Raw genomic sequence first — 13,345 nt, 5'->3', positions numbered from 1 at the left:
TGTTTCTAGAGGGACCCTTGGTTGAGCCCGAAAATGGGGACCTCACAAATTGATTCCGGCGAAACCGGGGGCTCTGGTAAACCACCGCCATGTCAGTTCTTTCCGACCTCTATGTTTCCACGCCCGACAAGGCGCCGGACTATGATGAAAACCAGGAAGCCCCGGAAAACGAGCGGGCCGAAATGACCGGTTTTACCACCATCGAATTCTCCACACTCTGGGCTATCCTCGAAGGAAAGCCATGGGAAGAAGGCCACATGGATGCTTTCGAAACGGTCATCGAGAAGGACGGCGGGGATCGCTTGATCAGCCTCGTCCCGTCCAGCCTCGTAGCACTCGCCGCCGATCTGGATGAATCCGGCATCTCCGCCGCCGCCGAAGAATGGGCCCAAACCGATGAACTCGAACACTGCGAGGCCGAAGACCTCGTCGAAGCGATCGAAGAGTTCCGCCGCGTCGCCCGTGTCGCCAGGGACAGCAAGCGCGGTCTCTATCTGTGGAACTGCGTTTAAAGACAGCCGCAAGCGTTCTCCAGAGCCCAGATGTGGCGGCAGCTCCCAATCCGGAAGGACCTTGAGACTCGTCACCTCCTAGAACCCGAATGGGATAACCGGTCGAAAGCCTGGAGAAGGCTCGCACCCTTCTAAAGCCCCAAAGGGGCGATCGGGAGATAGCCCAGGGTAAGCGCAAAGCGCGCAACCCTGGGTTAGGCATAGCCTCTAAGCCGACCTCACACCGTCCAATCAAGCACCACCTTGCCCGACTGACCGGACATCATGGTCTCGAAGCCCAGCTTGAAATCGGCCACCGGGAAGCGATGCGTGATCACGGGCGAAATATCCAGACCCGCACGGATCATGCTGCTCATCTTGTACCAGGTCTCGAACATCTCGCGGCCGTAGATCCCCTTCAGGATCAGACCTTTGAAAATCACCTTGTCCCAATCGATCGCCACCTTGTCCGGGAAGATCCCCAGCAAGGAAACCTTCGCCCCGTTTGAGGTGTGGTTGAGAATGTCATTCAGCCCCGAAGGATGTCCGGACATCTCAAGCCCGACGTCGAAGCCTTCCTTCATCCCCAGAGACTTCATCGCATCGCCAAGGGACTCTTCGGCAACATTCACGGTGCGGGTCGCCCCGAGCTTCTCCGCAAGCTTCAAGCGCCACGGATTCACATCGGTCACCACCACATGGCGGGCGCCGGCGAAGCGGCACACGGCCGCGGCCATGCAGCCGATCGGGCCGGCACCGGTGATCAGCACGTCCTCGGCGACCAGATCCCATGACAGCGCGGTGTGCACTGCGTTGCCCAGCGGGTCGAAGCAAGAGATCACGTCTTCCGGGATCGCCGGGTCGACCTTGTAGACGTTGCGGTAAGGAATCGAAAGATACTCGGCAAAGGCCCCCGGACGATTCACGCCGACCCCCAAGGTATTCGGGCAAAGGTGGCGGCGACCGGCGAGACAGTTGCGGCAGCGTCCACAGACGATGTGACCTTCACCCGAGACAAGCTCGCCGGGGACGATATCCGTCACACCGGAACCCACCGCTTCCACCACACCGCTGAACTCATGGCCGACATGCATCGGCACCGGGATGGTGCGAGCCGCCCAAGCATCCCACTTCCAGATGTGGACGTCGGTGCCGCAGATCGAAGTCTTCTTGATCTTGATGAGCACATCCATCGGCCCGACTTCGGGCATCGGGACGTCCATCATTTCGAGACCGGGGCCTGCGGTGGCTTTGACGAGTGCTTTCATGGGGTGCCAAGGCGATGGTGCACGGGCCACCCGGACGGGCTAGGGAAATGTCCTTTCCCCGGAAAAAGTGACTCAACCGCACGCCGCGGCAGCCGGAAACGATCCAAAGCCGCGACCTCACTTGAAATCCAGAAGCCAAGCCAGCAGCGCATGGAAATCCCCCTCCGGAATCGCGGCGGCAAAAGAGGGCGGCATCAGCGAAAGGCCGGTCTCCTCATTGCTCGAAATTTCCGACTTGGGGACCCGGTGTTCGTTCCCCGCCGCATCCACGCAGACGAGCACTTCTCCCACCGAGCCGCGCTCCAGCCCTCCGATCACACTGCCGTCCTTTTTCGTGATCAAGTGCAGGCGGAAATGGGCATCCACATTCCGGCTGGGATCGAGGATGTCCTCAATCAAACGCGCCGGCCCCCGGTTCCCGATCCCATCGAGCTGCGGTCCCACTAGGGCACCCTTTCCGCCGATGGCATGGCACGAGGCACAGTTCGCGGTGAAAACGGCAGCGCCTTTTCCTTTATCCGCAGTGGCCTGCTGGAAAGATCCGGTCCGCGCCGCAATGAGCTTATCCGCTTCCGCCCGCATTTCAGGAGTGATTGCCGAAGGCGGAGGCGGTGGCGGCGCAGGCAACCATGCCGCAAGCTTTTCACGAATCCCGGAAGGGGCCGCGTATTTCAAAAGCAGGGCCAGCCGGGACAGCCGCTGCGTTCGCAAATGCTCTCCTGCAAAGGAAGCGGTGGAGATCAGCGCAGGCTCGAACCGTCCGACCGCGAGCCATGCATAGGCTTCTCCCGAGTCACCGTCCGTAACCTCGAAGCGGACTTGCTTCCCTTGATGCGCGGAGAGATCCCAGACCACACGCTGTGCCACGTCATTCCTCGGCGGCAGCGCGCGTTGGATCTCCGCTCCGCTGGCCTCATCGACCAGCCGAACGAAATCCCGTGCATGGGCTGCTTGATCCGGAGGACCGGAGTGACCGCAGAGGTAGAAGGACAAACTCGCGGGTGCCGCAAAGGCCGCCGAACGCAAGGTGCCCATTCGGCCCTCCGGCTCCGCTCCGGCAGCAGCGAGACTCGAGATCACTTCGATCTCGCCCTGATCCTCGGAACCGCGCGATTGCAATACCCATGGCGAAGCGGGGGATTTCGGATCCGCCACCGCAATCCATCCCGGAGTTTCAGCTTGGTCCAGAAGATCCGCCGCCAAACCATTCCCCCACGACGTGAGATCGCTCCCCGGCAACTCGCCGCGCTGCTGCACGCCATCGGCAATCGCGAGCAGCAGGTCCGCCTGCACTCCCCGGTCCTTGGCGAAGCGCTCCTTCGCATAAGCCATGAGATCAGCCGCGGGCAACATGGTCGCGAGACGGCTGAGCGTCTTCGCCGTTTCCGCAGGATCTCCCGGATCACTCTTGAGCCGGGAGAGCACATAGCTGGCGGCTTCGTTCGAGTTCACCGAGCGCGCAATCACTGCAAGCTCCTGCTGGAGATCCACGGAAATCTGGGCGCCACCCACCTTGGCAAAGCCACCCGAAAGCTTCAGATGCTCGCGAATCACGATGCGGAGCTGTTGCCGCAGCGAGAGATCCTCTGCCGGAGTGATGGAGAAGGCCTGCAACAGATCCGGCAGCCAATCGGTGGAGAGCGGCTTCAACAATGCCTCCACCGCTACCCGCCGCTCCAAGGCATCCGGCGATCTCAGCCATTGCCGCACCTTTTCCTGCGCCGCTTGGGAAAGCGGACCGGAACGCGCCTCGAAACGCAGCACGGCAATCGGATCCGCGGTTTCCTTGGTCTGCGGCAGCCCGTCCTTCTTCACGATCCGCCAAATCCGGCCGCGCTCGCGATCCCGTCCCGGGTGTTCCAGAGGCACCTCGTAGTGACCGATGATCTTGTTGTAGAAATCGGCCACATAAAGCGCGCGGTCGGGCCCAATCCGTAGATCCACCGGCCGGAACCAAGGATCATCGCTGCTGAGGAAATCCGGCTCTTCGCTCGCGGTCGGCGTGCTTCCGACAAAGCGGACACGGTCGCGATTGATCCGGGAGGTGACCACATTCCCGATCAGGATCTGATCGTGCCATGCCTCTCCCCACAGGTCACGATCGAGGTAGGTGATCCCGCAAATCCCGGTGGACGAGTGGGTGTGATGCATCATCACCGGTCCGAAGCCCAGTCCGTCATCCGGCTTCCCGAAGCTGGGATATACCGCGCCAGGCAGAAGCTGATAGATCGGCGCGCTGTGGCAATCGGCGCTGTAGAGATTCCCATGACGATCCCACGAGAGGCCGAAGGGATTCACCTGCCCCGCGCTGAAGAGCTCGATGCGACTGCCGTCGGGCAGAAAGCGGAAGACGTTGCCAGAGTTCAGCGAAAGCTCGGTGCCGGGATCTCCGGGTTTCGCACCCTTGAGATTCTCAGGGCGGACTTTGAAGTGGCTGGTGTTGCTGAAACCATGGGTCGCGTAAACCCAACCATCCGGAGCGAGCCGATAGCTGGAGCAATTGCCATGCACGTCCTTCTCCCAGCCAAGCGGGCCGAAGAGGATGCTGCGCTTGTCGCAGGTGCCATCGCCATCCGTGTCCTCGAAGAACCAGATGTTCGGGATGCTCCACGCAATGCACCCGTTTTTGTACGGCAACACCCCGGTGGGGATGTTGAGCCCATCGGCAAAGACGGTACGCTTGTCGGCGCGGCCGTCCTTGTCGGTATCTTCAAAGATCAGGATCGCGTCCCGGCTGCCGCTGACGCGGGTCCCTTCCGGATCGGACCAGCGGTCGCGGGTGGCGGCGTAAGGATACTCCCGCGAACTGGTGACCCACATGCGGCCGCGGTCGTCGAAGGCGATGTTGATCGGCTTGTCGATCTCCGGTTCGGCGGCGAAAAGCTGGATCTCGAAACCCTCCGGCACGTGGAGCATTTTCTGCTCTTCCTCCGGAGTCAGCGGCTTCGTTCCGCGGACCAGCGAGGTATCGAGCGCATGAGAGATCCCGCCCGAGAGCAGGGCCATGGGAAGGAGCAGGATTTTGCCGGGGTGCTTGGGTTTCATCCGGATAAAGGGAATCTCCCTATAATCCAGCGGGGACGGCGATCTTTCTAACTCCGATTCCCGGGTATCGACAGAGGGCGGCCCCGGGCCTAGTTTCCGCGCCGGATGACGCTCGCCGAGCTGGGTTGGGATGAATTTTTTGCCGAAGCCTTCGCCCCTTTTCAGGCGAAAGGCTGGTTCCCCGCGCGCCTGATCCGGGAGACCACGATCAATTACAGCGCCTTCGTGGGGGAAGACCCCGAGGACGTGGAAGAGGTGGATCTCGTCCTTTCCGGCAAGGTCTGGCACGACGCCGGGACCGATGCCGATCTCCCCGCCGTGGGAGATTGGGTGGCCGTGGAACTCGGTGGCGAGAATCAGGACCACGTGATCCGTGCGCGCCTGCCGCGGAAATCCTGCTTCTCCCGGAAAATGCCCGGCAAGAGCGTCGAGGAGCAGGTCATCGGCGCGAACGTGGACGTGGTGGCCGTGGTGACGGATTCCGGCCCGGACCACAATCCGCGCCGCATGGAGCGCTACTTCACCCTGATCGGCCGCGCCGGTGCCAAGCCGGTGGTGCTGGTGAACAAATCCGATCTTTTCCCCAAGAGTCACAACGAAGCCTGCGCCGACGAACTTCGCGTGCTCTGCCCCGAGGCGGACGTGCACGTGACCAGCGCGCTCAACAACAAAGGCCTGGACGTGCTCCAGTCCTACCTGAAGGACGGAATTACGATGTGCGTCGTAGGTTCCTCCGGCGTGGGGAAATCGACACTCGTCAACCAGCTCTACGGAGAGGAGTGGCAATTCACCGATGATGTGAACGAAGTGACCGGCAAGGGCCGCCACACTACCACTTCCCGCGAGCTGGTGCCCCTGCCCTTCGGCGGCATGCTCATCGACAATCCCGGGATGCGGGAGATCCAGATGTGGACCGATGAGCAGACCCTACGCGAAAGCTTCGCGGATGTGGAAGCGATGGCCATCGAGTGCCGCTTCGCCGACTGCAAACACGGCAACGACAAGGGCTGCGCGATCCGCGCGGCCGTGGAGGGGGGAACGCTCGACCTGCATCGCCTGGAAAGCTTCCTGAATCTGGACGACGAGATCGGGAAGCTGCGCAAGCTGGCCAAGAAACGGCAGATGACCGTTGAGCGCTGGGCCAAGCGGACCCACCGGGTGAAGGCGCGAAATCTCGAAGACCGGATCCAACTGGAGAAGGACGAGCGCGGGGACTTGTAGTCCCACTTCCTGAATCTCCTTGCCTAGCGGAAGATCGGGCTTAGGCGTGAGGCATGAAAGCCGCGCTCACACTTCTCCTTTCCTGCTTCCTCACCGGTTTCGCCGCCGCGGAAGATGGAAAGCCGAAGGACGGGCCGGTAAAAGTCGAGCAGGCGGAACAACAGATCAGTTCCGGCATCCAGCTCCTCGACGTGCGATCAAAGGACGAATGGGATGAGGGCCATCTGAAAGGTGCAAAACTCCTTCCGGTCTCCGAGGAGGATTTCGCCGGAAAGGCAAAGGCCTTCCTCGACCCCAAGAAGCCGGTGCTGGTTTACTGCCGCAGCGGCAAGCGCTCGGAGAAGGCGGCAAAGGAACTCCGCGATGCCGGTTTCACCCCGGTCTATGAAATGGAAGGCGGCATCCTCGCTTGGGAAAAGGCCGGCAAGCCGGTCGAGAAATAGCCGGCGGCTTGTCCTCGCCCGGATGCGCGCTAGCATCCGGCGCATGAAGTGGCTGCTTCCCCTGCTCTTGACGGGCTGCGCGATTGTTCCTGCCCAGGAGCCGCCCTTGCCCGCACCGCTTATCGCGGAGCTGAAAAAGGAGTGGCCGAAGAACCGGACGGTCAACCTCGTCTTCCATGGCCACAGCGTTCCCGCAGGTTATCACGAGACGCCCGAGGTGAAGCCCTTCGAGTCCTATCCGCTGATGGCGATGCAACGGATCCAGAAGGCGAACCCTCATGCAGTGATCAATGCAATCGTCACGGCGATCGGTGGTGAGGACAGCAAGAAGGGCGCCGCACGATTCAAGAAGGACGTCCTCCGGATGCACCCTGACGTGATTTTCATCGACTATGCGCTCAATGACCGCCGCCTGCCCGAGGCCGAAGTCGAAAAGGCATGGCGATCCATGGCGAAGGAAGCCAAGGCGGAGGGAGTGCCGGTGGTATTCGTGACACCGACCGGAGCGAGGAATGTGAACTACGATGCTCCCGACGAGCCGCTTGAAATTCGTGCCGCGATTATCCGCAAGGTGGCAGCAGAGGAAGGAATCCCGGTAGCGGATGTTCTGGCCGCATGGAAGGCGGCGCTGAAGAAGGGCGTGAAGCAAGACAGCCTTCTGGCTCAAGCGAACCATCCCAACAAGAAGGGCCATGAGATCGCCGCGAAGGTGATTGCGGGGATGTTCGGCGTCCGATAGCCTCACGTTATGTCCCTGCCGGGGAAGTCGCGCAAGGGCTCTGCTCGAAAGCCGGGGCAAGCTTCCGATTGGTCGTTCGGAAAGGAAGCCGACTACGCGGAAGATGGGACTTCCCGCTGGGAACTGGGCGCTGCGCTGGCCCTGATAACGGTGTGGGTCGTTCTCGGCTTCAGGGCGGACGGCCTGGGGCCTGCGATCAAGACTTTCGCCTTCTACATCCTTCCGCTGGCTGGCATCTGGAAGCCCGAGGTGATGGGGAGTGCCGGGCTCCGCCTCCATCCGTTTCTGAAAACCAACCAGCAAACTCCCGCGCACGTGGTGCGCGTGTGCAGTTGGCTGTGGCTTTGCTTCCCGCTTTTTGTGAATGGCTTCGCGCTGCTCTTCAAATGGCAGGGGAAGTAGTCACACCTCGCACAAGCCGTTAACGCAGCCGGAAAGCTGGAGGTCAAGTTTGTCACGGACCGGCTTCAGCCAGAAGAGCGGGAGAAAGATGCGGTAGAGCGGGATGGTCCGGCAGAGAGCCTGAATCGCGCGATGACCTTGGAAATATTCACCGCTCTCGATGTCTTGCGCGACCACTTGTCCGGGCTTCAGCTCACCGGTAGCTGGAGTGCGGGTGGTGTGTTCGATCCGGTGCTGCCAATCGAAGCGGCGATGGAAGTGGCTTAGTCGCCGGCAACGTTCACATTCGGGATGAATGTAGAAGCGGAGTGTCTTCATGCGTATCGGGGTGAGATCGCGTGAAGCATCACTGCAGCATGCCATCGGGTCCATGGGCCTTTCGGTGCAGCAAAAAGGGGCGCGTGACGCGCCCCTTTTCTTAATCACGTTGCGAGCAAGCGGGGCTATCAATGCCCGCTTGTTGCCTTCTCGGCACCGAGGCCGGTCTGGGCGCGGAAGTTGAGTTCGGCGAACTTGGCTTCGGCTTCGGGATCACGCTTCGTGAGCACCGTTCCGAGATAGGCACCAAGGAAGCCGAGCGGGATACTGGCGATGCCCGGGTTCTCCAGAGGGAAGATGGCACCTGCCTTGCCGAAGATCCCGTTCGGGCTGAGCAAGATCAGGATCACCGCGGAGCCCAAGCCCGTGCCGAGACCCGCCACCGCTCCTGCGGTGTTGAAGCGCTTCCAGAAGATCGAGAAGAGGATCACCGGGAGGTTGGCCGAAGCGGCAACCGCAAAGGCGAGGCCGACGAGAAAGGCCGCGTTTGCCGTGGGACCCATCTTGATCGCGATGGCAATGCTGATCGCACCGACGAAGAAAGCGGTGATCCGCGCGATCTTGATCTCCTGCTCGGGTGCCGTCTCCTTTCCGTGCTTCATCACGTTCGTGTAGAAGTCATGCGCGAAGGAAGTGCTGGCACTCATCGTCAGGCCGGCAACCACCGCGAGGATCGTCGCGAAGGCCACGGCACTGATGAAGGCGAAGAACATTTCTCCGCCGAGTGCCCGCGCCAAGATCGGGGCGACCATGTTGGTATTCTCGGCACCGGTGGCGGTGAGGATGGAGGACTTTGGCAGGATGGTGGCGGCACCGAATCCAAAGAAGGTGGTAAGGATGTAGAAGACACCGATCACGCCGATCGCCCAAGCCACGCTGACGCGGGCGGTGCGGGCATCCGGCACGGTGTAGAAGCGCACGAGGATGTGAGGCAAGCCGGCGGTGCCGAGGACGAGCCCCAGTGCCAGCGAAACGAAATCAAGCGGCCCCCAGGGATTGACCGCAGCGCCGTATTTCATGCCGGGATCCAGCAGGTTCTTTTCCGGCACCGTGCCCGCGTAGTCGGCATGGGCGACGGCGGTGAAGAACTTGGTCATGCTGTAGTCGTGCTGGCCCAGCACCATCCAGCTCAAGGCGAAGGCACCGCCCATGAGAAGCACCGCCTTGATGATCTGCACCCAGGTGGTAGCGAGCATACCGCCGAAGACCACATAGACGAGCATCAGCACGCCCACACCGATCACCGCCGGCGCAAACTCCACATGGATGAGTTCCTTGATGATGCCGCCGGCACCGACCATCTGGGCGATCATGTAGATGGTGGAAACCATCAGCGTGCTAAGCGAAGCCATGGCACGCACCGGGCGCGGCTTCATGCGGTAGGCGAGCAAGTCGGCCATGGTATACTTCCCCGCATTCCGGAGAGGCTCCGCCACCAGCAGAAGCACCGTGAGGTAGGCGACCAGGAAGCCGACGGAATACATGAAGCCATCGTAGCCCTTGAAGGCGATCATCCCGGAAATGCCGAGGAAGCTGGCAGCGCTCATGTAGTCACCGGCGACGGCCAGGCCGTTTTGCCAGCCCTTGATGCTGCGGCCAGCGGCGAAGTAACCGGCGGAACCGGTCGCCTTGCGGGCGCTGAACCAGGTGATCACCAGGGTGATCGCCACGAAGGTGAGGAACATCCCGAGCGCGGGAGTGAATTGAATCGCGGAAAGCATGGGATGGGAAAATTAACGGTTCTCGATCGAGGACAGGAGCTTGTGCTCCATGGCATCCCATTTCTTCGCCGTGCGCATGTAGAGCCAGGCGAGGACGAAGGTCATTAGGAACTGGGAGAAGGCGAAGGCGTAGGCACCGTTCACTTTTCCGATGAAGGGTTTCTTCATCAGATCCGGGAAATACCCGATCAACACCGGCAGGGCCATGTAGTAGACGAGGAAGAAGATCGTCGCCGGGACGATAAAACGGCGCTTGGCGGCAAGCAGTTCGTGGAAGTCCGGCCGCTTCGCCAGTGTCTCCCAGTCAGGTTTGTTCGGGTTTGCCATGGATTTCCGCAGGCCTAGCAGCCGGGTGAGATCGTGTCAAAAACGCAAGGTGGTGATGCCACAGGGAAAATCCATTGGGCAAGCGGCCAAGGCTGTGGTTGCGTGGTGGGGCGCATGCGCTGCTTCTACTCCCAGGATCTGGAACTCAAATTGCCATCGGGGCATCCCTTCCCGATGGAGAAGTTCCGTATTTCCAAGGACATGCTGCTGGAAGGCGGGATCCTGAAGCCCGAGGAGATCGTGGAGGTGAAGGTGGCCGATTCCCACCTGCTGCGAGCGGTGCATGACCATACCTATGTGGACCGGATCTACTCCGGACTGCTGGACCGGAAGGAACAGATCCAGCTCGGGCTGCCGGTCACTCCGCAGCTTTACCACCGGAGTGCCACCGAGGTCGAAGCGACCCGGCAAGCCTGCCACGCCGCACTGGCCGAAGGCGTTGCCGTGTGTCTCGCCGGAGGGACCCACCATGCCTTCCGCGAGCACGGGGAAGGTTACTGCGTTTTCAATGACGTCGCGATCGCGATCCGGGACCTCCAGATGAGGCAACCGGGGATCAAGGTGATGGTGGTGGATACAGATGCCCATCAGGGCAACGGCACTGCCGCGCTGCTGGGCGATGACCCCCGGGTCTTCACTTACTCGATCCACGTGGGGAAGAACTACCCGACCAAGAAGATCCAGGGCTCGATGGACGTCGAGACGGTGCGCTACGTGGAGGGAGAGATGTATCTGAAACAGCTCTTCAGTACCTTGGCCGCCGCGCTGGACACCTTCGCCCCGGATCTTGTGATCTGGATCGCGGGGGCGGACAACCACCGCAACGACCGCTTCGGCCAAATGCATCTTTCCGTGAAGGATCTCCAACGACGCGACGAGGTCCTGCTGCGGTCGTTCATCCGGAACCGGGTGCCGGTGGCGGTGCTCTACGGGGGCGGCTACAATCGCCAGCCGGACTTCACGGCGAAGCTTCACCGGAATACGGTGGCCACGGCGAAGAAGCTGGCGGCGGAGTTCCGCGGGCTTTGATCGGGGCGCCGGAAATGAGTTGTTGATGATTCCAAGGGATGTGACGGCCGTCGGGGAAAGCGGGGACCTCTGAAATCTACCGCCTGTTCCGCCTGATAAATCAGAGAAATTAACAGGGGGCTGGTGCTGGTGTGCGACGTGGCTGTTGACAGGCTTTGTCGGTTCGGTGGGTTTTGCGGGGGTATTTGAAGAACATCAAATGGGAGCATCGGATATTCCGGGAGTGGCGTTCTACTGCCACTGGCGGGCTGTTTCGAGGATGGAAGAAATATAGCGGCCTCCCGGCTCCCATTCAGGGTGCATCATCGTTCGCGGCCTGACCCAAGGTTACGCGCTCCGCGCTTACCTTGGGCTTCCTCCCGGTCGCCCCGTTGGGGCTTTGGAAGGAAGAAACGTCGGCGTGGCTTCGGTCGGACAGGAGATGGTGCGGACCACCGATTCGGCCTAGCGGGAAAGCGGGCGATTGTCGCGGGCTTTGGCGGTTGCAGGGGAAGAGTTGCGCCGGTAGATCCCTGCGGTGAGCTGGACATTCGGATCGGTGGCGGTGGTGGGTGCGGGCGCGATCGGACTCTACTACGGGGCACGTCTTGCGGCCGCGGGGAATGATGTCCGATTCCTGCTGCGCTCCGATTACGACGCGGTGAAGCGTGATGGAATCCGCGTGGAAAGCGTGGCGGGCGATCTCCATCTGGAGGAGGTGAAGGCTTACCTCACCCCCGAGGAGATCGGACCAGTGGATCTGGTGATCGTGGCGTGGAAGACGACTTCGAATGATCTCTTTGGAAAAATCCTGCCTCCCCTGCTCCACGAGCAGACGCAAGTGCTCACGCTTCAGAACGGTCTAGGAAATTGCGAGCGGCTGGCGGAGATCGTGAGGCCGGATCAGATCCTCGGCGCGCTTTGTTTTGTTTGCCTCAATCGCCTGGCTCCGGGATTCGTGAGCCACACAGCGGGAGGTCGGATCAGCGTGGGAGAATATGCGAATGACGGGCGTGGCCGCGCGGAGGAGATCGCGAGGCGATTCTCTGCAGCGGGAATTCCTACCGATGCGGCTGCAAGCCTGGCAGAGGCCCAATGGAAGAAGCTGGTGTGGAACGTTCCTTTCAATGGCTTGGCGATCGCCGAGGGTGGAGTGACAACGGACGTGCTGCTTTCGAGTCCCGAAGTGGAGGGCGAGATCCGCGCGTTGATGAGCGAGGTGGTCACCGCGGCGCGGGCACAAGGACTGGCGCTTGAGGATTCCCTGATTGATTTCAACATCGAGCGGACAAGGCCCATGGGACCCTATCGTCCTTCCAGCATGATCGATTATGTCGAGGGGCGGGAGGTAGAGTTCGATTCAATCTGGGGCGAACCTTTGCGAAGGGCAAAGGCGGCGGGGGTAGAGGTTCCGCACATGGAGAGATTGGCGGAGAGGATTCGGGTGCGTTTGGGAGCAGACGGTTGAGGCAAGACAAGCGTTGGGTCTTTTCCGTTCGGGTAGGACACGTGCCCCTCAGGGGGCCGCGGGCCGCGTCGCCATACCGTCCGGCCATCGCGCAAACCGCCCTTATCCGGACAGACGGAATGGCGGTGCTGTGCCGGGATCAGGATGCACCGCCGCACCATGCTTCCAGAAGATCCATCATCGAGGCGGCAGCGGCGGCTCCGGTTTCGATCACTTCGGCATGATCCAGCTTCTCGGGAGAAAGCCCGGCTGCCCAATTCGTGAGGCAGGAAAACGCATTGACCCGGATGCCAAGCGCGCGTGCCTGGATCGCTTCCAACACGGTGCTCATGCCGACAGCATCCGCACCCATGGTCCGCAGCATGCGGATCTCGGCGGGTGTTTCGTACTGGGGTCCCCGTAGCCCGGCATAGACCCCCTGATGGAGGGTCATGCTTCTTTGGGAGGCGACATCGAGGAAGGCAGCCCGCGCTTCCAAGTCATAGACCTCGGTCATGTCCACAAAGTTCGGACCGCCTTCCAGCGGCGAGGTGCCGGTGAGATTGAGGTGATCCGAGAGCATCATCCAGCATCCCGGCGGGAATCCGGGATGCAGGGTGCCTGCGGCATTTGTCAGGATCAAATGCTCCACTCCCTGCGAATGCATCCAGCGCACCCCGGCGGTCACCGCCTTGGCATCGTGCCCCTCATAGAGGTGGACGCGGCCTTGCATCACGACGACATCGCGCTGGCCAAGCTTCCCAAAAAGGAAACGGCCGGCATGGCCCTTCACCGTGGACCCCGGGAGACCCTGCTCCGAGAAAGCCTCCGTCCTCGAAACCACCACCCGCTCCGCCAAGGGCCCGAGGCCCGATCCCAGCACGATCCCAAGCATTCCCTGCATGGCATCACCCT

At 61.5% G+C, this 13,345-nt stretch carries 13 protein-coding genes; 7 read left to right on the top strand and 6 right to left on the bottom strand.

What is annotated here, in order from left to right; all coding sequences use genetic code 11:
- Positions 1–89: 89 nt before the first annotated feature.
- Entirely contained in the window at positions 90–512 is a 423-nt protein-coding gene (locus HHL09_RS14345) for a hypothetical protein (protein WP_169455315.1), read from the top strand.
- Between the two features lie 218 nt (positions 513–730).
- On the opposite strand, the gene tdh is transcribed toward HHL09_RS14345, so the two are convergent.
- Positions 731–1,759 carry an L-threonine 3-dehydrogenase gene (gene tdh, locus HHL09_RS14340; RefSeq protein WP_169455314.1) on the bottom strand — a complete coding sequence of 343 codons (1,029 nt, stop codon included), beginning with the start codon at positions 1,757–1,759 and terminating at the stop codon, positions 731–733.
- A gap of 117 nt (positions 1,760–1,876) precedes the next feature.
- Complete coding sequence (locus HHL09_RS14335) at positions 1,877–4,804, bottom strand: PVC-type heme-binding CxxCH protein (protein WP_169455313.1); 2,928 nt, start codon at positions 4,802–4,804, stop codon at positions 1,877–1,879.
- 105 nt (positions 4,805–4,909) lie between these two features.
- Here HHL09_RS14335 and rsgA point away from each other — a divergent pair, with 105 nt between their 5' ends.
- Genes rsgA through HHL09_RS14315 form a run of 4 tightly spaced genes read left to right on the top strand, consistent with a single transcriptional unit; the run spans position 4,910 to position 7,609 of the window.
- Positions 4,910–6,025 carry a ribosome small subunit-dependent GTPase A gene (gene rsgA / locus HHL09_RS14330; RefSeq protein WP_169455312.1) on the top strand — a complete coding sequence of 372 codons (1,116 nt, stop codon included), beginning with the start codon at positions 4,910–4,912 and terminating at the stop codon, positions 6,023–6,025.
- Between the two features lie 53 nt (positions 6,026–6,078).
- Positions 6,079–6,468 carry a rhodanese-like domain-containing protein gene (locus HHL09_RS14325; protein ID WP_169455311.1) on the top strand — a complete coding sequence of 130 codons (390 nt, stop codon included), beginning with the start codon at positions 6,079–6,081 and terminating at the stop codon, positions 6,466–6,468.
- A 43-nt stretch (positions 6,469–6,511) separates the two neighbouring features.
- Positions 6,512–7,207 (top strand): SGNH/GDSL hydrolase family protein, encoded by a 696-nt coding sequence (locus tag HHL09_RS14320; RefSeq protein WP_169455310.1) that lies wholly within the window; start codon positions 6,512–6,514, stop codon positions 7,205–7,207.
- A gap of 9 nt (positions 7,208–7,216) precedes the next feature.
- Positions 7,217–7,609 carry a hypothetical protein gene (locus HHL09_RS14315; RefSeq protein ID WP_169455309.1) on the top strand — a complete coding sequence of 131 codons (393 nt, stop codon included), beginning with the start codon at positions 7,217–7,219 and terminating at the stop codon, positions 7,607–7,609.
- Here the strand turns inward: HHL09_RS14315 and HHL09_RS14310 are convergent, their stop codons facing one another.
- The 3 genes from HHL09_RS14310 to HHL09_RS14300 form a co-directional block, all read right to left on the bottom strand.
- Complete coding sequence (locus tag HHL09_RS14310) at positions 7,610–7,927, bottom strand: hypothetical protein (protein WP_169455308.1); 318 nt, start codon at positions 7,925–7,927, stop codon at positions 7,610–7,612. It abuts the gene before it with no gap.
- A gap of 128 nt (positions 7,928–8,055) precedes the next feature.
- On the bottom strand, positions 8,056–9,648 hold the full coding sequence (locus HHL09_RS14305; protein WP_205760847.1) for a solute symporter family protein: 1,593 nt from the start codon (positions 9,646–9,648) through the stop codon (positions 8,056–8,058).
- 12 nt (positions 9,649–9,660) lie between these two features.
- On the bottom strand, positions 9,661–9,975 hold the full coding sequence (locus HHL09_RS14300) for a DUF485 domain-containing protein (RefSeq protein ID WP_169455307.1): 315 nt from the start codon (positions 9,973–9,975) through the stop codon (positions 9,661–9,663).
- 33 nt (positions 9,976–10,008) lie between these two features.
- On the opposite strand from HHL09_RS14300, the gene HHL09_RS14295 reads away from it, so the two are divergent.
- Positions 10,009–11,004, top strand: a complete 996-nt coding sequence (locus HHL09_RS14295) for a histone deacetylase family protein (protein WP_169455306.1) — start codon at positions 10,009–10,011, stop codon at positions 11,002–11,004.
- A 517-nt stretch (positions 11,005–11,521) separates the two neighbouring features.
- Entirely contained in the window at positions 11,522–12,451 is a 930-nt protein-coding gene (locus HHL09_RS14290; RefSeq protein WP_169455305.1) for a 2-dehydropantoate 2-reductase, read from the top strand.
- Positions 12,452–12,590: 139 nt separating this feature from the next.
- On the opposite strand, the gene HHL09_RS14285 is transcribed toward HHL09_RS14290, so the two are convergent.
- A complete protein-coding gene (locus HHL09_RS14285; protein ID WP_169455304.1) occupies positions 12,591–13,334 on the bottom strand; it encodes a purine-nucleoside phosphorylase in 744 nt (247 codons plus the stop codon).
- Positions 13,335–13,345: the final 11 nt, after the last annotated feature.

Source organism: Luteolibacter luteus, assembly GCF_012913485.1.
Lineage (GTDB): Bacteria > Verrucomicrobiota > Verrucomicrobiia > Verrucomicrobiales > Akkermansiaceae > Haloferula > Haloferula lutea.
The sequence above is the reverse complement of the archived record's forward strand: the minus strand, read 5'-3'. Positions and strand labels throughout refer to the sequence as shown.

What these genes read in the sequence shown, in the direction of transcription:
- HHL09_RS14315 (WP_169455309.1), top strand. Translation starts at nt 7,217, where the DNA reads ATGTCCCTGCCGGGGAAGTCGCGCAAGGGCTCTGCTCGAAAGCCGGGG.
- HHL09_RS14300 (WP_169455307.1), bottom strand. Translation starts at nt 9,975, where the DNA reads ATGGCAAACCCGAACAAACCTGACTGGGAGACACTGGCGAAGCGGCCG.
- HHL09_RS14305 (WP_205760847.1), bottom strand. Translation starts at nt 9,648, where the DNA reads ATGCTTTCCGCGATTCAATTCACTCCCGCGCTCGGGATGTTCCTCACC.
- HHL09_RS14325 (WP_169455311.1), top strand. Translation starts at nt 6,079, where the DNA reads ATGAAAGCCGCGCTCACACTTCTCCTTTCCTGCTTCCTCACCGGTTTC.
- HHL09_RS14310 (WP_169455308.1), bottom strand. Translation starts at nt 7,927, where the DNA reads ATGAAGACACTCCGCTTCTACATTCATCCCGAATGTGAACGTTGCCGG.
- HHL09_RS14345 (WP_169455315.1), top strand. Translation starts at nt 90, where the DNA reads ATGTCAGTTCTTTCCGACCTCTATGTTTCCACGCCCGACAAGGCGCCG.
- rsgA (WP_169455312.1), top strand. Translation starts at nt 4,910, where the DNA reads ATGACGCTCGCCGAGCTGGGTTGGGATGAATTTTTTGCCGAAGCCTTC.
- HHL09_RS14320 (WP_169455310.1), top strand. Translation starts at nt 6,512, where the DNA reads ATGAAGTGGCTGCTTCCCCTGCTCTTGACGGGCTGCGCGATTGTTCCT.
- HHL09_RS14335 (WP_169455313.1), bottom strand. Translation starts at nt 4,804, where the DNA reads ATGAAACCCAAGCACCCCGGCAAAATCCTGCTCCTTCCCATGGCCCTG.
- HHL09_RS14285 (WP_169455304.1), bottom strand. Translation starts at nt 13,334, where the DNA reads ATGCAGGGAATGCTTGGGATCGTGCTGGGATCGGGCCTCGGGCCCTTG.
- tdh (WP_169455314.1), bottom strand. Translation starts at nt 1,759, where the DNA reads ATGAAAGCACTCGTCAAAGCCACCGCAGGCCCCGGTCTCGAAATGATG.